Genomic DNA, 18,045 nt, shown 5'->3' with positions numbered 1-18,045 from the left:
GGCGATTTGGAAAAAGAATGAGTATACCTGCACGAAGCCACATGGAAGCTTATCTGAAGTACCTCAGATCCAATGTGCAACAGGAAGAAAATAAAACTGCTCAAGTAGAAGACACTGTTAAGACGGAAGACTCTGTTAAAGTTGAAGCTGAATACTTGAGAAGCATTTATAAGGTTTTACCAAGAGAACGAGCCCTGCAAATGACACTCAGACAAACAAAAGCCCATACCTCAATCAGGCCCTGATGACAACGTGTCATCACAAACAGAGTAGAGTCATCATGACCCAATATAAGAAAGCAAACCGTTAATCGTCTGGCAGAACCCATTCTGTCAGACACTTCCCGAAATTCCTCATTGACTGCCGAAGCAACCTGCTGTTAACTCCCCTCATCCAGATTCGCTATGGAATACAGCATGAATACACCGGCGTCTGTCCAAAAAAATGTTCTTGGTGAACCCCTGCAACCCTGCTGCCTTGATCCTGTAACCGGAATCTTCAGGGATGGCTATTGTCATACCAACGAGAATGATATCGGTCATCACGTTATTTGCGCCAGACTGACAAAAGATTTTTTGGAATTCTCACTCGAACAAGGCAACGATCTGATTACTCCTAATCAGGCTCATAGCTTTCCCGGACTTAAAGATGGTGACCAGTGGTGTCTGTGCGCACAAAGATGGAAACAAGCATACGAGGCAGGCGTCGCGCCTCCTATTTATATGCGATCCACACACGAAAATGCGCTTGAGATCATCAGCTTTGGAATACTGAAATCAAAAGCCATCGACATCCACTAAAAATCAGAGTTCCTTCTCACATTAAAATGACTGCCTTATAAATAGGTAAAAATAAACCACCATTGAGAGCTGAAAGCACTTTCACTCTCCCTGAGTGTTGAAACCCAGCCGTCAACAAAGCTTTTTTGAAAGCCTGATGTATAAAGCTGTCATGGCAGACAGCCTAAAATCAGAAAGACGCCCATATTTTTGTCTTTATTGATATTAATTCGATAGTCCTGACGGTATATTCATAGTGAAAAGTTTTAACAAGACAGAGATCTCATGCTTCAACTGTTGATTTGAAACAGGCACAATAAGATTCGGCCTGTTGATCAGAATGAGCGCCTGTCAGGATAGAAGCCCACAATGCAGTACAAGTGTACAGAACAAACATCTCACGTAATCAGTCATGAGCACGATATGCCCAATGCAGAAAGAGAAGGTCTGACTCTTTCAGATTCAGACACTCAATGCAGTGACACCCTATCTTCTGACGAACTGTCTTCAGATGTAACCACTGCAAACAAAGATGACATATCCAGCTCTGAAGCTCTTCGTCTTATCAGGGAACGCTGGCCTGAAGCCTTTCGGGTGGCATCACCCAGACCTCTGAAAGTCGGTATTCATAATGAGATGAAACAGACCGGGGAATTTCCTGTCAGTACCATCAAAAAAGCCTTGAAGCTTTTTACCCAACAGGATCGCTATCTTCTCACCATCAAGGAAGGTAGAAATCGCGTAGACCTGAACGGTAAACCTGCCGGCAAGGTCAAATTGAAAGAAGCCGTCAATGCAGAAATTCTTCTGTACCAGAGACAACAGACTCGCCAGAAAAAAAATGAGCGTGTTTTTGTAGGACAGCTCAAGCTTGTGACTGAGCAACCTGCTCAAAGTCATACGACAGAAGCTGCCAACAACCAACCCACCTCCACTCAGGAATAAAACATGGCTACAGCCTGTGCCAGACATATCCTGGTAAAAACACGAGAAGAAGCCGAGAAGCTCAAGAAGCGACTGGATAAAGGTGCGGATTTTGGCCAACTGGCCAAAAAGCATTCACAGTGCCCTTCTGGCAAGAAAGGAGGTGACCTCGGTGAGTTCAGACAAGGACAAATGGTTAAGGCTTTTGATCAAGTAATCTTTAAGAAAGAAGTTCTGAAGATACATGGCCCGGTGAAAACCCAGTTTGGTTTCCACCTGATACAGACTCTCTACCGTAATGACTGACAGTGAACGAACAAGCCCGGCTGAATAACGCTGGGCTGTTCACTCAGCCGCCTTCTATTTCTGCATCAGCCTAACTTATTCATAGACCCACTCAGGTGAGCGCTTTTCCAAAAAGGCCTTAACGCCTTCATTCTGATTTTGTCCTTTAAACAGTTCAATAAACAGATCTCTCTCAGCCGCATTTCTATCACGCAACGCAACCCGGTTCATTTGAATCAGTTTTTTACAAGCAACCACCGAATCAGGACTTTGCCTGCTCACCTTTCCAGCCAGCTCACGAGCTGTTGAATAAGCCTCTCCCTGCTCTACCAGCTCTTCCACCAGACCTATACGAAAAGCAGACTCAGCGTCGACTTTTTCACCCAACAGAATCATACGCTTGGTCCAGGCTTCTCCAACCAGCCACATCAGATTCTGTGTACCACCAGCACAGGGCAACAGACCTACAGCCGCTTCAGGCAACCCCAATACAGCCTGCTTTTCGGCCACCCTAAGATCGCAGGCCAGAGCAACCTCAAGCCCTCCTCCTAAAGCAAAGCCGTTGATTGCAGCAATCGATATTCCTTTAAACTCAGTCAGAGCCTCAAAAGCTTTGCCAAAGGCTTCAGCCATCGGCCTGGCCTCGTCTGGCGAAACGTCTGCAAACAACTTGAGATCTGCTCCGGCACTGAAAAACCGCTCCTCTTCAGAACCAATAATCAGAGCCGTTATTCTCGGATTCTCATTCAGCTCATGAACTATGCGCTCAAGCAGATTGAGACTCTCAAGTGTCCAGGTATTAGCCGGCGGGTTATTCAATTGAATGGTGGCAATATTGCCATCCAGGGACAGCTTTAAACAATCAGACATTTTTCACTCCAGTCCTGCACATTCATCCGTCAGAATTCGGCGGGCAATTATCAGTCTCATGATTTCGTTAGTACCTTCCAGTATCTGGTGTACCCGTGTATCCCTGACGTGACGCTCCAGAGGGTATTCATTGATGTACCCATACCCTCCATGAAGCTGCAGTGCCTCATTACAGACTTTAAAGCCGACATCGGTCGCAAATCGTTTGGCCATAGCACAGTAAGCAGTCGCCTCCGGATCAGTCTGGTCCAGTTTGAATGCTGCCAGTCTGACCATTTGCCTTGCTGCAGTCAGCTCAGTGGCCATATCAGCCAACCTGAATTGAAGGGCTTGAAACTCTGCCAGAGCTTTACCAAATTGCTTACGATCCTTAAGGTACTCTCTGGCAGTATTGAGTGCTTGTTGAGCCGTACCAATAGAGCAGGTTGCGATGTTGATTCGACCACCATCCAACCCCTGCATAGCCAGAGTAAAACCTTCACCTTCTTTACCCAGCAGAGCACTGACAGGAACTCTGACATTTTCAAAGTTCACCAGTCGGGTAGGCTGACTCTTCCAGCCCATTTTCTTTTCATTTCGACCATAAGTTATGCCGTCGCTGCTAGCGGGTACTGCAAAGGCCGAGATACCCTTTGGACCTTCCTGGCCTGTTCGTGCCATTACCAATAAAAGGTCGGTACTGCCTGCTCCGGAAATGAACATTTTCGAACCGGAAATGACATACTCCTCCCCTTCCCTGACAGCACGGGTTTTCAGAGAAGCCGCATCACTTCCTGCCCCCGGCTCTGTAAGACAATAGGAAGCCAGTTTTTGACCCGTAACCAGAGCCTCACTCCATTCGGCCAGCACGTCGTCAGTCCCAGCCAAGCCCACCATCCAGGTCACCATGTTATGAATGGTCATATAGGCTGTTGTCGAAGTACATCCCATGGAAAGCTGTTCAAAAACAAGGCTGGCATCCAGCCTTGATAACCCCATACCTCCCATCTTCTCGGGAGCATACAGGGATAAAAAACCCAAATTTCCGGCTTTCTTTATCGTTTCAACAGGGAAAACACTGTCTCTGTCCCAGTCAGCAGCATTAGGTAACAGTTCTTGCTGAGAAAACTGGGCGGCAAGGTCTCGAAAGGCGATTTGATCTTCTGTCAGGTTAAAGTTCATTAACTGCCTCTTATTGTTTTGTAAAGCCTGTAAGCAGAGTACTCGCTACAGGACTATTTTACTCATGGCCATTATTGAATGGCCACCCAGTGATAACCGGGTAGCCTGACAAGATCCGGAAGATAACCCGAACCCGACTCCACATACTACTGCCCGCCTGAAAGACCTTCTGAACCTTTCAAACAACCAGCAGCTCCTTAATTTATTAGAAGACTCCCGGACCAGTTTTATATAAAACCGGATAAACTAAACGCTTATCGTCGTTAGAAGATAAACTTCAGACTGGTCAAACCAGCTCTATAGCAATTGCCGTGGCTTCACCACCACCAATACAGAGTGATGCTACCCCTTTTTTACCGCCTTTTATCTTCAGGGCATTAAGCAGAGTCACAATAATTCTTGCACCACTGGCACCCAATGGATGACCCAAAGCACAGGCACCACCAAATACATTGACCTTATTGTGATCCAGACCCAGCTCTTGCATACAGGCCATCGTCACAACCGCAAAAGCCTCATTAATTTCAAAAAGATCCACATCGTCTACCTGCCAATCGACTTTCTCAAGCAACTTACTGATGGCAGCAATAGGAGCAATGGTAAACTCGGCCGGTAGCTGAGCGTGGCTTTGATAGCCTTTAATTCGTGCAATGGGTGACAGGCCTTTGGCCAGAGCATCTTCTTCTCGCATCAATACCAGCGCAGCCGCACCGTCAGAGATGGAGCTGGAATTTGCGGCTGTGACCGAGCCTTCTTTATCAAAAGCAGGTCTCAGCTGACGAATCTTTTCCGGGCGAGCTTTTCCTGGTTGCTCATCAATGGTCACCTCTCCTTTACGGGGTGTTTCCACCGGTACAATTTCGTCTGCAAACGATCCTGCTTCAATAGCTGCCTGAGCTCTTCTCAGAGACTCCAGTGCATAATCATCCATTGCTTCTCTGGACATCTCAAAACGTTTTGCTGTCTGTTCAGCAAAGACTCCCATGGCATGACCATCATAAGCATCTTCAAGACCGTCAGTGAACATGTGATCCTTAACCTGGCCATGCCCAAGTCTCAAACCTGACCTGACCTTATCCAGCAAGTAGGGAGCATTGGTCATACTTTCCATACCCCCGGCTACTACCGCGTCAACTTCGCCCAATTGTAGCTGAGCCGCCCCCATCATGACGGTTTTCATACCTGAGCCACACACTTTATTGACGGTTGTCGTACAAGTAGCATCATTAAGGCCTGCTCCCCGGGCAGCCTGCCTGGCAGGAGACTGACGACAGCCTGCTGGTAGCACACAGCCCATCAAAACTTCAGAAATATCGGAGGCAGGAAGACCGCTTTTCTCAACGGCCGAACGGATAGCAACTGCTCCCAGCTGCGGAGCAGGCACTTCTGAAAGATTTCCCTGAAAACCGCCCATGGGAGTACGAGCGGCTGAAACGATGACAATACTGACTTGATCAGACATGGTAATCTCTTGTTTTTGTTAATGCTCAAATGCCGATTCGACAAAAAACTATATTGCCTAACTCATCCGCATTGAAATCAGCACGGCAGACACGGCAGAATAGCTATACAGTAGAGCCAGTATCTGACAGAACTGACTGACTCTCAAACATTCTACCGTAACAAATAACAAAAAATACCATCCTGTACGCTCTACCCAGAATGACACTTCTATGACAAACAGGGCTACACCGACGATACACGTCGGCCACCTTTAAGGGATTGCGCTGCAGTTGATTATAACTTCACTGACTATTGATAATGTGTCCGGGCCGCCTTACAGATGACGCCTGACAGCACCGAAAATCCCTTTTGGAATAGATGCACTGCTATCTGGGCATGATCTCAAACAGGTATCAGATACAGCTATCATCCGCTGCATCAAGGCAACCCCATTGAGCAAAAAGCCCCTCCACTTCACGGATAGCTTCTTTATCGGCTTTACTGATATGTCTCAAGACAGCGTTGGCCAGGACAGAAGCCAAGTCGCTCTTGAGTGATTGTCCCAGACCTGCAGGAAGACGAAGAATGACATCCCCAAAGAGAACAGTGCCACCCTGCGTTACACGGATAACATATTCTCCCTGGGTCGATTCAGTCATGGTGAGAATGGCTTTTTCTATAGACTTGCTCATCACTTTTCTCCTCTTGGCCGACCGACTGTACCTCTATACATACATCGGCTAAGAAGAGAAAAACATTGTTAAAAATAGATGAAAGGTTATGGAGGCAAAAACATCTTTTCTGGCCCCATTTCACTCCGGCATCCATCTCTGCTTCAACTGATCAATAAAGCCTTCTTCTTCCTTAAGTCGAAGCCATTGATTAATATAATTAATCCAGACCTGATCACCTTGGGGCATCATCATGGCCAGCATATTAACCTGTTCAGGTACGCCATCTTCAACCACTATCAGATTGGGAAAGCGGGACTTTAATGAAAGAGCCTCAAGGTTCGATGTTAAATACGCATCAGACTGCCCCCAGATGACTTTCATGTAGTCATCATCTGGTCTTTGAACAGGCTCAATATTTGTATCAGGAAAATAAGTACGCGCCCTTTGTTCAAAAACGCCCCCCTGAGTGACTACAATGTTAACCCCCTGACGATTCAAAGAGCTCCAGCTGGGATACTTCTTTTTATTCTTCTTCAGAATAACCGGCACAGTCATTATAGAAAGGTAGCTGTCTGAAAACCCCACCCACTTCGCTCTTTCCATATTAATAACGGCACTGGTGGTCAAGTCATACCTTCCATGCTTCACCCCCTCCACCATTCTGGCCCAGCGTACAGGAACCAGTGTCAACTTTACTTCCAGATCACTGGCTAACTCTTTGACCAGATCAATATCAAAACCGCGATAATACTCACGAGTAGGGTTAAACAGTGAAAGAGGATCCAGATCACCGGTAGTCGCCACTCTCAACTCACCTGCTCGGAGAATCTCATGCAATCTGGAATCTACCGCCAGAACGCTTTCGGAAAAAGAGAGAAGTACAGGCAAAACAGTTAAAAGGAAGAATTTTTTCAAAATCTCATTCATCGATACAACTGCAATAATGCTTAATGAAGCAAACCATACATCAGAATATGAATAACTGTCTGTGAGGGAAAACAACATTATAACAACTGAATTAAGCTCTTATGACTCAGGTCATTCATTAATAGTTTAAATGTCGGCTTAATAAAAGCGCTTTCCTCCCATTGAATCAAGAGCACATTATTAACCTCTTTCACGACAGTGTAGGTGTTGAGTATTTTCAAGACTCTTAAATCGACAACCCATATCTCTTTTCTTTTAAAAACGTTCTCATGCATAAACAAGCTTACTCAAGAACTGCTCCACCCACCCTTGATAGATTATGAATAAACATTCATTAATAGAACCGTTGAAATCATCATCAACCAAAATCGAGAGTAGCTGGCAGTTGAAACGCCTTTGTGTCCGCAAATAAAGCACGACTACTGACTTTAGTCATAAGGGAAAATCACCTTGTGAATAGTGTCTGAGATTGGTTTAATGGCGGAGCTGATCTATACCCAACTCAGTTAACCGAACAGTATTTATTGACTGATCATTGGCCAGACGGGAAGAAGTATATTGCTACAAGAAAGCAGGGTTCAAAACGAATATCTCCAGACACCTAAAGGTCACCTGAACCGATCTACATTGCCAGAAACTGCCGTACAGCACCGGCTTTATAGCTGCCCTATCCATGTCTGGTATGCCAGCGGCTGGGTTCGCTATAAAAAACAACCGCCTCAAATGAAATGGTTCGTCTACGTAGAATATCGGGATCAGTTCAGCGCCAGCCAATATCATGTATCAGAGTTCGATACCCTGACCAGCGCTCTGAACTTCATAAAGAACGAAGCTATGGAGCATGAGCTTTCAGGTATATGCCCAGAGCAAACCCGAAAGCACCCCATCATGCACCTCACTAGCCTTTAGCGGTCAGACCAAGAACACCTTCCTTGAACTGCTTATTAGGAGGCGTCTCACCAATCCATACCTTAAGTATTGCGTTGAACACTTTCTTGCCAGGTATGATGCCCTTTTCTTCTCCAGCAATGTTTACCCGTGCTCCTATACCTGGTATGTACTCAAACGTTCCGGAATCACCTTTTTTCATGGTACCGTCAATCATACCCATGAACTGCCCTATCCCCTCTTCAAGCTCCTTTTGCTCTTCTTCTGAAGTATTAATCTGGATTGCATCATAGAAGGCATTGGCTATACGCCTTGCACTCATTTTCGAGAAGAGAATTGTAAATGTCATCCGCTGATAGCTTTCATCAGAGAGTATACGGGAGACGTCGCTGGTAGGATTTTCAAGATAAAGCGCACCGATATACCCGTCAACGACCAAGTACCAACTTCTCACTGCAGCGCCCTGAAGTTGAAGTACCGTTCCATCCGAAACCTTTACTGCTTCAGGAACTTCCATACCCTTCATGGAAAGGGCATGAGCTGACTGCCAGAGCGCCATCCCAAATACGACAACGAACAACTTTTTCATAAGTTTCCTTTGGGTTTTATTATTATACTTTGCCCGCACATATTACAGTAGCTGAAATCTTATTCCCACTTTTCAGATTTTCCAGATGACAAAGGTCTAAAAAGATGATCCCGGCTGCTGGAGAAAGCTCAATTCTTCATCTGAACTCGCTCTACCCAGAATGCTGTTCCTGTGAGGAAATCGTCCAAATTTTTCGATGATATCTCTATGCTTTACAGCAAACTCCAGAGAACCTGCAATGTAGGATTTACAGGCCTCTTCTGCGCCACCTAGAATTTTTTCGAAAAGTCTCACACACTGATCCTGATCTTCAAGTGACTCACTGTGCATAAATGGCATAATGAAGAATGTTTGCTGCAGTTCTGACAATTGATCCGGGTATCCTTTTTCTACCCCCTCTCTAGACAGTGCCAAAGCATTATGGTCGTGCTGGAAAGACTTGGGGTCCCCTCTGAACATATTACGAGGAAACTGATCCAGCACAATGATTGCTGCCAACCGCCCTTCAGCTGATTCCAGCCACTCGTCATGCTCTCCAGATTCCACTTTTTCGGGTAACTTTCCAAACTTATTTTTTATCAATTGATCCTGAGCATCATTTTTCTTCCACCAGCGGGACATTTGAACATCGCCCAGAGGCTCGCCCTCAAACCAGAAATCTAAAACTTCCTGAAACCTTCTCATATCATTTGCTCCTGTGATTCTTTCCGGTAAGTGGCACGCAGCTTGTACTCAACCATACTTAATTACATCGCCTATTGAAATCATTGGAGATGACACCAGATAGTCATTATCCGCTTACCATTCATTCCGAGACTCAATCTGAAAGACTATGACTGATCAGGACAACCAGGAACCCGAAGTTATTTCGGCTGATGAACAGGTAGATGATATGGGTACCGGTCTGGTGCTCCCTGAACACGCGCTGCCTGACAAACTTTACCTCATCCCTGTCTCTAACCGGCCTTTTTTCCCGGCACAGGTTCAACCACTGGTCTTCAGCAGCCAAGAGTGGGAAGAAACGCTCCAGCGTGTTGCTCAAAGCCCTCATAAAGTTGTAGGTCTGAGTTATGTTGCGGGTATGACCAGAGCAGGACAAGAAGTCAGCCCGGAAGATTTCCCCGAAATAGGCTGCACCGTCAAAATCCATAATATTGTGACTGAAGGTGACCAGATTCAATTTATTGCTCTGGGAATGCAACGTTTCAAAATCAAGCAATGGCTGCGCAAGCGCCCTCCTTACCTTGTTCAGGTGGAATACCCTGACAACGTTGAGGATGACACTGACGAAATAAAAGCTTATGCGCTGGCACTGATACAGGCCATCAAGGAATTAATTCCTCTAAATCCTCTCTACAGCGAAGAGCTCAAGAATTACCTGAACCGATTCAGCCCTAAAGATCCTTCTCCACTGGCTGATTTTGCAGCCGCTATCACCACTGCCCCTGGCCAAGAATTACAGGAGGCTCTGGAAACCCTTTCCGTTCAGCGACGCATGGAAAAAGTGCTGATACTAATCCGGAAGGAACAGGAGGTAGCCCGACTTCAGGGCGAGATTAATGCTGAAGTCAATCGTAAAATCAGCAAACATCAGCGAGAGTTTTTCCTGAAGGAACAGTTAAAAGTCATACAAAAAGAACTGGGTATTTCAAAAGACGACAGAACCGCTGAAATTGAAGTCTTTGAGAAACGAATTGCCGATCTGGAAATTCCTGAAACGCCGTTGAAGAAAATCGATGACGAGATGAAAAAGCTCTCGATTCTTGAAGTAGGTTCTCCTGAGTATGCTATCTGTCGAAACTATCTGGATTGGGCAACTTCCGTACCCTGGGGCAAGTACTCAGAAGATATATTTGATCTCTCCCATGCCAGAACAGTATTGAACGCAGACCACGATGGGCTGGAGGACGTAAAAGACCGGATCATCGAGTTCCTGGCCGTAGGTGCATACAAGCAAGAAGTTTCAGGCACAATTATGTTACTGGCTGGCCCTCCTGGTGTCGGTAAAACCTCTATTGGGCGTTCTGTAGCCCGTGCATTAGGCAGAAAATTCTACCGATTCAGTCTGGGTGGAATGAGAGATGAAGCTGAAATCAAAGGCCATCGCCGCACTTATGTCGGCTCACTGCCTGGCAAGCTGGTCCAGGCCCTGAAAGAAGTGGATGTCGCTAACCCTGTGATCATGCTGGATGAGATTGACAAAATCGGAGTCTCTTATCGAGGAGACCCTGCTTCAGCACTTCTGGAAGTCCTGGATCCGGAACAGAACAATGAGTTTCTGGATCATTATCTGGACATGAGAATAGACCTTTCTAAGGTTCTGTTTATCAGTACAGCCAATCAGTTAGATACCATACCGGGCCCACTTCTGGACCGTATGGATGTCATCCGGCTCTCCGGCTATATCACGGAAGAGAAGATGGCAATTGCCAAAAACCATTTGTGGCCAAAATTACTGAAACAGTCTGGCCTGAAGAAAAATCAGATCAAACTGTCAGATGCCACTCTGAAAGCCGTTATTGAAGGCTATGCCAGAGAAGCCGGCGTCAGGCATCTTGAGAAGCTACTGCAGAAAATCATACGTAAAGTTGTCGTCCAACTATTAGAAGGTTCAAGTAAAAGCCTCAGCGTCACCACCAAAAATCTTTCTGACTATCTGGGTGCCCCCTATTTCAGGAAAGAAAAGCGTATCGAAGGGGTGGGTGTTGTGACAGGTCTGGCCTGGACAGCAATGGGTGGAGCCACTCTACCTGTAGAAGCCAGCCTGATTCATAGACAGAGAGCAGGCTTCAAGCTTACAGGTAAGCTGGGTGATGTAATGAAGGAGTCAGCAGAAATTGCCTACAGCTTTGTTTCAAGCAAGGCGAAAAAATTGGGAATACCCGAGACTTTTTTCGAAAAAGCTTTCATTCACCTTCACGTTCCTGAAGGCGCTACCCCAAAAGACGGCCCTTCAGCAGGTATAACAATGTCAACAGCTCTGTTGTCACTGGCTACCGGAAAAAAACCAGCTCCGGTTGCCATGACTGGAGAACTGACTCTTACCGGTAAAGTTTTGGCTGTTGGCGGGGTTAGAGAAAAAGTCATAGCGGCCAAACGACAGGGCATTCATACCTTAATCATTCCGGAAGAGTGCAAGAGAGATTACGATGAGCTACCTGACTACATTCGAAAAGGCATGACCATTTTCTTTGCCAGTACCTTCGAAGATGTATGCAAAGCTGCATTTCCTGAAAAGAAACCTGTAAAGAAGGCTACCCGGAAAAAGCCAGCAAAAAGACGCTAACACCTCTCAAACGCTCACATCACTATTCCTAAACGAACTGTGCCGCCCCGTAAGAGGCGGCACATGATACGATGCTCTAGCAACGAGGGAGACCCCCGTTTGGACACATTAGGTGAGCAAGTTCAAGTATTAGCGCCATGGGGTTACTTGTCCATCTGCACTCAAGAATTTCGAATTATAAAGAAGTCTCTTTTAAGACAATTTACGTCACATTTTAAATTGAAACCGCTGACTCCCCCTCACCTTAGCCATTTATTCGACACTTTAGCTCTGGAGAAAAACAGAAATCACACTTCAGCATGACAGACCTACTGAACAGTAGGTGCATCAGCTAAGCTGTGTTAATGAGTGCCGGAATATAGTCACTCAACAACATCTCACCGCTCACGATGAGAAGCGGAAAAACCAAGAAGCTCACAATGGACTGTGGCGACATGTCATCACCCCTTACACCTGGCAGCAATAATTCGCATCCTTCCTCCAGATTGCCTGGAGATAGCAGTCCACCTCAATCTCCTGCGACAGGCCAGGATCATCTGGGCAGACAGATCAGTGAGACGTCGACAACTGCCCAACTCAACCATGAGGCACCTCAACCGTTATCGTCTGAGCCTCCACATCTCAACGAAAGAAAAACGGAGGAACGTCCCTGGTTCTTCCAACGCTGGTATAGAAATTATTTTGCTAAAGAAGATACTTCTACCCACTCCCCATCAAGTGACCAAGAGCTTGATGCAGAGGACGAGCAAAAGGGTTATTGGGATCTGGTAAAAAATTTACCAGGCAGGGCTGTTGGAGCATTAGCTAACCTGCCGGGTACAGGATACGAGAAAGTCGCCTCAAAACTGGATGGCTTTGTAAACAGTCAAGCCGGCATTGAGATGACCAACGCTGACGAAAAAAGTCAGTGGCGCTCTCTATTGTATGACTTGCTATGCAGCTATACAGGGGTAGTAGTCGATGGTGAACAAACGGCTTTCCGATTTAATGAAATCCTCAAAAAAAATGGCGATCAACCTCCTGTAAAAATTACAGCCTTAAACTTCGACTCAAAAAGAGTCGTTAAGCAGTCAGAAAGTTATCTAATCAATGGACAAGCCACTGAAAACCACTTTGAAGTGGGAGACCTCTCTTGTACTGTGGAAATTCCGGTCAAAAATCATCCGCCACTGACAATACATTTAAAACTGGAAAACACAACAGTTTCAGTCGGCACTGATATAGGTATTACCCAGCTACTAAAAAACCAATTCATTTCCTCTGCTCAAGACAGAACTGCAGCGCAGCTTACAGCTGAAAAAATAGAGGTCAGGTATGAAAACCTGGATGCTTATACAGAGCTCACTTCAAGCGCTAAACCAGATATAGAATCGGACTGCATGGTTGGTTTCGAAAGCGGCAAGCTGACTATGGAAAACGTCCGCTTTTGCAAACCACTGAATATGCTGAAAACTTCATCAGAACAAACCTCCATTCTCACTTTTGATAAACTGGAATATCAGAACGAGTCGACCAGACCCGCCCTGGTCGAGGTTCAGAACGTCAAAGTACATCATCTTGATGACACTCATAATGGAACCTTTTCCAGCACCCTTATCATTCACCCCAAGATGATTAGAAACATTCCTTACATAGGATGGCTATTGGCTCCTATTTTCTCAGCACCTATTCACCTGGACGTTTTTTCTTTCATGAAACATGGAGAAGTCCGGATGAAAGATCTGAAACACGGTATCAGTGTTTCAGGTGGAGGACTGGCTGGCTGGTTTGTGAAAAAGGCTCTTACTGCTCATACTACTCGACTGATTCCCTACAGAGGGGGAACTGGACTGCAGATAGGCTGGCCTTTCGAGTTTGTAGCTTGCAAAATTGACCTTCCCGGATTGTTACCGGGAAAAGCAGCCTCGTCCATACCAATAGAAGATCATGATCAAATGACTTTCGACCGTTTGAATCAAAGACCTTCTCTGGAAAGCTCTATTCAAAGACAGCATCAGCAAGACGAACCCACCTCCGAACAAAGTCAGCCACTTCATCACCAGCATTTTGAAGCGCTTGATAAAGAAGAAGGCGTACTTATTGTGCCTGATACCTTCAGCAGGGTTCTCAGTGGTATCGTCTCTGGCAACAAAGCATTAGCCCATCCCTTAAGAATGGTGCCTAGACTATTGGAAAAACGCTGCATAGAAGCGGCAAAAGGTGATGATAGAGCCAGTCAAATATTGCTGCGCTTTGTCCAGGATCAGGAAAGGTTCCAGCATGAAAGCGACTGCATGATGGCTCTGCAAGCTGTTCCTGTAGAATTCTATATTAAAGAAGCATCTGAGGCGGATGATCAGAAATGGCTATGGCTTGAGCATGTTGCACATAAACTCATAGCTGTAGACGGACAAAAAGCTTTTGAGCTATATAAGCAACTGTTAAAGAGAAGAGACATCGAAAACGCCAGTGAGCTGGCTTCCGATGTTGACTGGCTTATCCATCTTTCAAAAAGCCTGCCTAAAAATACCCCTGAAGAAAAAGCATTGGCATTCAGAGTGGCTGAGTTTACCTACAAGTCCAACCCAGAAAAAGCGGACGAAGTGATCAAACTGCTCATCGACTGGAACAAGAACAAGCTCTACAAGACTAGACAACTCAGTGATCTGATCCGTGATTTAATCAACAACCACCCCTACTTTGCTGACCCTCACCACCTTGTCACACTGTTAAACCTGCTTGACAGGAGCCATCCGGAAATTGTTTCCAACTCCTTGGAACAATTCCCGGTTTATACTCTGCTTTACAACCTTTGGGCACAAGATAGTATCAAGGCTCATCAAACGCTGGATTTTCTCAAAGGTCTATTGGTCAAACACGGTCGATTCAAAGAAGCGGCTGAACTGTTAATAGAGTCAGGGGATCACAAACAAGCGGAAAGAATGCTTGAGCTTGCTATTGGGCAAGGCAAACCATCTGCTCTAAAAGTTAAGATGGACCTGATCACAAGGGGTATTTTCTCTGAAGAAGTGACTCTCGAAAAAGAGGTTCGTCGTCTCAAACAATTAACAGAGACCCCTGCAACCTCTCAGACTTCGAAAGAAGAAGCTTTTTCAGTCATTGCAGAGGTTATTACTCAGCGCCCCCACCCAGAGCTGGCAGGCATTTTTCTCGAAGATCTGTTAATGACGGAAGATAAGAAAGTGTCCTTTGTAAAAGCGGTCAATGGACTGTTTGACCTTCAGACCGATGAATCCTCTACTCCACAGGATCGCCTGAAAACCCTGAATCAGATTGAAGAACATTTGAAGTCCGCCCGGACTGATGAATCAACTTACCTGAATAAGCCACTGATGCTCAAACAAATTCAGGAAGCCAACCACCGGGTCGATCAAATTATGCAAATACTCATAAAAATACGCAGTCCCATGGAATCCGTCCTTCACGCATTACTCAAGTCTCCAGATGCTGAAGCAGCGACCTCAATGGCAGTCACTATTGCTACAGAGTCTTCTCCTGAAACTGAAGATGATGGAGAATTCTTCGACGCATTGGAACAGCCTTACCATGACACAATGGATAATGATCCACTGACCGACCTTCCGACTCACTCTCTCAATCCTGTTACAGAAAACAGTGACGTACTTGCCGAAGCGCTAAGTCTGGATCAGAGTGTGCCCACCACCATAAGTGGAAGCATTAGCGCAGAGATCGACGAGGAAGAAGATGACGATGAAATAGAGCTGACTTCAAACAACTATGTTCAGAATCAGTATGAAGAGTCCCCTCTGTTTACAGATAGTCTCTCAAGTTATGCATCACTTCTCAGTCAGCCTGTATTCTCCAGACCTTCGAAAGAATTCCTTGATCCAAGACTCAGAGAAGAGTGGGCTTCAATACTACAAATGAGAACCCATTAACCTGAAAATTCAATTGAAAGTCTGACCCTTTATGTAAGCTTTCACTGTGTTCACAATTGCCTGAGTCTGGCTGTCAATTTCAAGGTTCACCAGATTTCCCTTTCTGATGCTACCAAAAGTTGTCTGCCTCAATGTTTCGGGGATTAAATGAACACAGAATACGCCCTTATCAACAGTCTCTCCTACCGTCAGACTCGCCCCATTCAGAGCAATATAGCCTTTAGGTTGAATGTAATCCTGCCAGCCAGCATCAAAGGAAAAAACCAGTGTCGTGTTATTTTCTGACTTGATGATATCTTGAACAGTCACGGTATCATGGACGTGACCTGATAGCAGGTGCCCTCCAATTTCATCACCAAACCTGGCAGCTCGCTCAATATTGACCTGATCGCCTTCCTGCAGCCCACTCAAATTAGTGGCTCTTAGTGTTTCCTGCATGACATCAAAAGAAGCAACACTCCCTTCATCATCCACAGAGGTCACAGTCAGACAAACACCATTAACGGCCACGCTGGCACCCACTTCAAGACCTTCACATAAACCTTCATCCAGTTTTAGCTCTATCGTCATAAAGTCTTGCTTGCCAACAACACGGTGAATATTGAAAACACCTTTTATAATTCCTGTAAACATAACCGACTGCTTTACTCCTGAAAAACAAAAAGCTGAACGCCTTGCTCCATTCGACTTTAGTTTCCTGCATAAAAATGCATTAAACGCTCCAGAGCGATCAAACTGTCTGGAGTATATCTCCGGCTGAAACGGTTAGAAAGAACCTCCTCAGGAGACTCCAGAATCACTCCTGCAACCTCCTCTTCCTGCAGTGTCAACTCTCCATCATACTGACAGCAGTAGACCCTGCCCCAAACCTTGCAATCTTCGTTATGAAAATAAAAGTGGAAAAGCGGCTCTAGTGGAGTGTTTTCAATGCCAAGTTCTTCTGCCAGCTCTCTGACTGCAGCTACATCATAGCTTTCACCTTCTGCAACCACGCCCCCTGTGACTGGCTCAAAATAACCCGGATAAATATCCTTACTCAATGTCCTTTCCTGAACATAGAGTTGCCCTTTACTGTTAAAGACAAACACGTAAGTGGCTCGATGACAGAGCTTTTCTTCTCTCATCTGCCTTCTGGGAACAGCGCCAAGAACGTGATTGTTTTCATCCACAATGGTGACATTTTCTGCTGCTGACTGCAGTTCTGGGTTGGATGGCATAATCACCAGGCTCCGGATATTCGCATTATTTTACCGTGAGATATTCTTCATCATTCTGGACAATGAAAAATGACTTTTATCACTCAAGGCTATTGACGGAAAAGCAAGACACTGCCTTTTATATCAACGACTGTTTTCTCTGACAAAAACACTCCTGATTTAAAAGCGCCCTGAAAGACAGGAGCTTGAGTATCTGCCCATAATGACATATTGATACGGCATTTCGAACCGTTCCAGGGTATCACTGACCGAAGAATTTTCAGGCTATCGCAGCCTTTTGTTGCCGGGAAAGAACAACAGGATGAACCAGCTCATGAAAATCCTGCCACCCCATCACCAGAAGCTCGGATGAGTCACCGCTATTGAATGCAACGAAGCTGCCTTTATCCAGGGAATCTACCGCGAAAACAGGTAAGCCAAACAAATCTCCAAAAGGTGGCGTCGCTCCCAGCTCACAATGTCCAAACGCTGATGCAAACTCTTCCTCAGCGGCCAGCTCTGCCGTGTGGCTGCCTGCCGCGTGGCGCAACTGACTGAAATTGACTCTTTCGGTTGCAGGCAAGATACACAAAGCCAACTTACCATCGAGCTTTACGACTACTGTTTTGGCCAGGTTATGGCCACTGATGTGAGCTTTCTCAGCGATTTCCTGAGCCGTAAATGCGGGAGGATGTCGGCAGGTAGAAAAAGCCACACGATGATGATCTAAATAGTCCACTACTCTTTGCTCAGCCATTTTCACTACCTCTGGCATAAGCCTGAAAGTGCCGAAATAAGGAGTGAGCCGACACCCATCATCCGGCTCAAATATAAAGGTGTTAACATTCCCAATTTGTCAGAGGAAGGCCAATCCGTCAAGACTGAAAAAAATTCTTATAACCTCATATAATAAGCCTGTGGCCGATAATCATTTAGATTGCAGCCATCCATTTTTTAAATTTTTTACAGAAGCCTGTCGGACGATTAGCAGACACAATCTAACGGTCCACAAAGGCTCCTGATAACCAGAGGGCTCAGTCGTAATCTGTCATCAGATCACCAGTCAGTTTTTTAGCACTTTATATAGGGCTGTGTATCTGAACAAAACAGTCTGGAAATAAGCA

The 18,045-nt window shown here is 45.6% G+C and carries 17 protein-coding genes; 7 read left to right on the top strand and 10 right to left on the bottom strand.

Going from position 1 to position 18,045, the window contains the following annotated elements; translation table 11 throughout:
* Positions 1-17: 17 nt before the first annotated feature.
* The 4 genes from GZ78_RS25140 to GZ78_RS25125 all read left to right on the top strand — a co-directional run bounded on the left by GZ78_RS25140 (position 18) and on the right by GZ78_RS25125 (position 2,009).
* The gene (locus GZ78_RS25140) at positions 18-245 is read left to right on the top strand and encodes a hypothetical protein (protein ID WP_152558948.1); all 228 of its coding nucleotides are present in this window, start codon (positions 18-20) and stop codon (positions 243-245) included.
* A gap of 171 nt (positions 246-416) precedes the next feature.
* Positions 417-800: a DUF2237 family protein gene (locus GZ78_RS25135; protein ID WP_034842855.1), complete on the top strand. Its 384-nt coding sequence runs from the start codon at positions 417-419 to the stop codon at positions 798-800.
* Between the two features lie 348 nt (positions 801-1,148).
* A complete protein-coding gene (locus GZ78_RS27890; RefSeq protein WP_051786534.1) occupies positions 1,149-1,724 on the top strand; it encodes a ProQ/FinO family protein in 576 nt (191 codons plus the stop codon).
* Positions 1,725-1,727: 3 nt separating this feature from the next.
* Positions 1,728-2,009, top strand: a complete 282-nt coding sequence (locus GZ78_RS25125; protein WP_034842618.1) for a peptidylprolyl isomerase — start codon at positions 1,728-1,730, stop codon at positions 2,007-2,009.
* A 75-nt stretch (positions 2,010-2,084) separates the two neighbouring features.
* Here GZ78_RS25125 and GZ78_RS25120 read toward each other — a convergent pair whose 3' ends face one another.
* From GZ78_RS25120 to GZ78_RS25100, 5 genes are all read right to left on the bottom strand, one after another.
* On the bottom strand, positions 2,085-2,858 hold the full coding sequence (locus GZ78_RS25120; protein ID WP_034842614.1) for an enoyl-CoA hydratase: 774 nt from the start codon (positions 2,856-2,858) through the stop codon (positions 2,085-2,087).
* A gap of 3 nt (positions 2,859-2,861) precedes the next feature.
* The gene (locus tag GZ78_RS25115; protein WP_034842611.1) at positions 2,862-4,019 is read right to left on the bottom strand and encodes an acyl-CoA dehydrogenase family protein; all 1,158 of its coding nucleotides are present in this window, start codon (positions 4,017-4,019) and stop codon (positions 2,862-2,864) included.
* A 286-nt stretch (positions 4,020-4,305) separates the two neighbouring features.
* The gene (locus GZ78_RS25110; RefSeq protein ID WP_034842609.1) at positions 4,306-5,481 is read right to left on the bottom strand and encodes a thiolase family protein; all 1,176 of its coding nucleotides are present in this window, start codon (positions 5,479-5,481) and stop codon (positions 4,306-4,308) included.
* A gap of 394 nt (positions 5,482-5,875) precedes the next feature.
* Complete coding sequence (locus GZ78_RS25105; protein ID WP_034842606.1) at positions 5,876-6,154, bottom strand: hypothetical protein; 279 nt, start codon at positions 6,152-6,154, stop codon at positions 5,876-5,878.
* A 120-nt stretch (positions 6,155-6,274) separates the two neighbouring features.
* Positions 6,275-7,141, bottom strand: coding sequence for a transporter substrate-binding domain-containing protein (locus GZ78_RS25100; RefSeq protein ID WP_051786533.1), 867 nt, complete (start codon positions 7,139-7,141; stop codon positions 6,275-6,277).
* Positions 7,142-7,621: 480 nt separating this feature from the next.
* Between GZ78_RS25100 and GZ78_RS25090 the strand changes: the two genes are divergently transcribed.
* Positions 7,622-7,972, top strand: a complete 351-nt coding sequence (locus GZ78_RS25090; RefSeq protein ID WP_034842601.1) for a hypothetical protein — start codon at positions 7,622-7,624, stop codon at positions 7,970-7,972.
* Here the strand turns inward: GZ78_RS25090 and GZ78_RS25085 are convergent.
* Together GZ78_RS25085 and GZ78_RS25080 are read right to left on the bottom strand one after the other, a co-directional pair.
* Positions 7,962-8,540, bottom strand: coding sequence for a chalcone isomerase family protein (locus GZ78_RS25085; RefSeq protein ID WP_034842848.1), 579 nt, complete (start codon positions 8,538-8,540; stop codon positions 7,962-7,964). The genes GZ78_RS25090 and GZ78_RS25085 overlap by 11 nt on opposite strands.
* 96 nt (positions 8,541-8,636) lie before the next feature.
* On the bottom strand, positions 8,637-9,224 hold the full coding sequence (locus tag GZ78_RS25080) for a DUF924 family protein (RefSeq protein WP_034842598.1): 588 nt from the start codon (positions 9,222-9,224) through the stop codon (positions 8,637-8,639).
* A 148-nt stretch (positions 9,225-9,372) separates the two neighbouring features.
* Between GZ78_RS25080 and lon the strand changes: the two genes are divergently transcribed.
* Positions 9,373-11,826, top strand: a complete 2,454-nt coding sequence (lon, locus tag GZ78_RS25075; RefSeq protein WP_051786531.1) for an endopeptidase La — start codon at positions 9,373-9,375, stop codon at positions 11,824-11,826.
* Between the two features lie 434 nt (positions 11,827-12,260).
* The gene (locus GZ78_RS25070; RefSeq protein WP_152558947.1) at positions 12,261-15,725 is read left to right on the top strand and encodes a hypothetical protein; all 3,465 of its coding nucleotides are present in this window, start codon (positions 12,261-12,263) and stop codon (positions 15,723-15,725) included.
* A gap of 9 nt (positions 15,726-15,734) precedes the next feature.
* On the opposite strand, the gene GZ78_RS25065 is transcribed toward GZ78_RS25070, so the two are convergent.
* The 3 genes from GZ78_RS25065 to GZ78_RS25055 all read right to left on the bottom strand — a co-directional run bounded on the left by GZ78_RS25065 (position 15,735) and on the right by GZ78_RS25055 (position 17,678).
* Complete coding sequence (locus GZ78_RS25065) at positions 15,735-16,358, bottom strand: riboflavin synthase (protein WP_034842593.1); 624 nt, start codon at positions 16,356-16,358, stop codon at positions 15,735-15,737.
* Positions 16,359-16,414: 56 nt separating this feature from the next.
* Complete coding sequence (gene yfcD, locus GZ78_RS25060; protein ID WP_034842591.1) at positions 16,415-16,942, bottom strand: NUDIX hydrolase YfcD; 528 nt, start codon at positions 16,940-16,942, stop codon at positions 16,415-16,417.
* Positions 16,943-17,201: 259 nt separating this feature from the next.
* Positions 17,202-17,678 carry an aminoacyl-tRNA deacylase gene (locus GZ78_RS25055; RefSeq protein ID WP_034842843.1) on the bottom strand — a complete coding sequence of 159 codons (477 nt, stop codon included), beginning with the start codon at positions 17,676-17,678 and terminating at the stop codon, positions 17,202-17,204.
* Positions 17,679-18,045 lie beyond the last annotated feature (367 nt).

This window comes from Endozoicomonas numazuensis (assembly GCF_000722635.1).
GTDB lineage: Bacteria > Pseudomonadota > Gammaproteobacteria > Pseudomonadales > Endozoicomonadaceae > Endozoicomonas_A > Endozoicomonas_A numazuensis.
The sequence above is the reverse complement of the archived record's forward strand: the minus strand, read 5'-3'. Positions and strand labels throughout refer to the sequence as shown.

Excerpts from the sequence above, each read along its gene's own strand:
- GZ78_RS25080 (WP_034842598.1), bottom strand. The coding sequence starts at position 9,224 with ATGAGAAGGTTTCAGGAAGTTTTAGATTTCTGGTTTGAGGGCGAGCCT.
- lon (WP_051786531.1), top strand. The coding sequence starts at position 9,373 with ATGACTGATCAGGACAACCAGGAACCCGAAGTTATTTCGGCTGATGAA.
- yfcD (WP_034842591.1), bottom strand. The coding sequence starts at position 16,942 with ATGCCATCCAACCCAGAACTGCAGTCAGCAGCAGAAAATGTCACCATT.
- GZ78_RS25125 (WP_034842618.1), top strand. The coding sequence starts at position 1,728 with ATGGCTACAGCCTGTGCCAGACATATCCTGGTAAAAACACGAGAAGAA.
- GZ78_RS25110 (WP_034842609.1), bottom strand. The coding sequence starts at position 5,481 with ATGTCTGATCAAGTCAGTATTGTCATCGTTTCAGCCGCTCGTACTCCC.
- GZ78_RS25120 (WP_034842614.1), bottom strand. The coding sequence starts at position 2,858 with ATGTCTGATTGTTTAAAGCTGTCCCTGGATGGCAATATTGCCACCATT.
- GZ78_RS25140 (WP_152558948.1), top strand. The coding sequence starts at position 18 with ATGAGTATACCTGCACGAAGCCACATGGAAGCTTATCTGAAGTACCTC.
- GZ78_RS25105 (WP_034842606.1), bottom strand. The coding sequence starts at position 6,154 with ATGAGCAAGTCTATAGAAAAAGCCATTCTCACCATGACTGAATCGACC.
- GZ78_RS27890 (WP_051786534.1), top strand. The coding sequence starts at position 1,149 with ATGCAGTACAAGTGTACAGAACAAACATCTCACGTAATCAGTCATGAG.
- GZ78_RS25065 (WP_034842593.1), bottom strand. The coding sequence starts at position 16,358 with ATGTTTACAGGAATTATAAAAGGTGTTTTCAATATTCACCGTGTTGTT.
- GZ78_RS25055 (WP_034842843.1), bottom strand. The coding sequence starts at position 17,678 with ATGGCTGAGCAAAGAGTAGTGGACTATTTAGATCATCATCGTGTGGCT.
- GZ78_RS25100 (WP_051786533.1), bottom strand. The coding sequence starts at position 7,141 with ATGTTGTTTTCCCTCACAGACAGTTATTCATATTCTGATGTATGGTTT.
- GZ78_RS25070 (WP_152558947.1), top strand. The coding sequence starts at position 12,261 with ATGTCATCACCCCTTACACCTGGCAGCAATAATTCGCATCCTTCCTCC.
- GZ78_RS25085 (WP_034842848.1), bottom strand. The coding sequence starts at position 8,540 with ATGAAAAAGTTGTTCGTTGTCGTATTTGGGATGGCGCTCTGGCAGTCA.
- GZ78_RS25135 (WP_034842855.1), top strand. The coding sequence starts at position 417 with ATGAATACACCGGCGTCTGTCCAAAAAAATGTTCTTGGTGAACCCCTG.
- GZ78_RS25115 (WP_034842611.1), bottom strand. The coding sequence starts at position 4,019 with ATGAACTTTAACCTGACAGAAGATCAAATCGCCTTTCGAGACCTTGCC.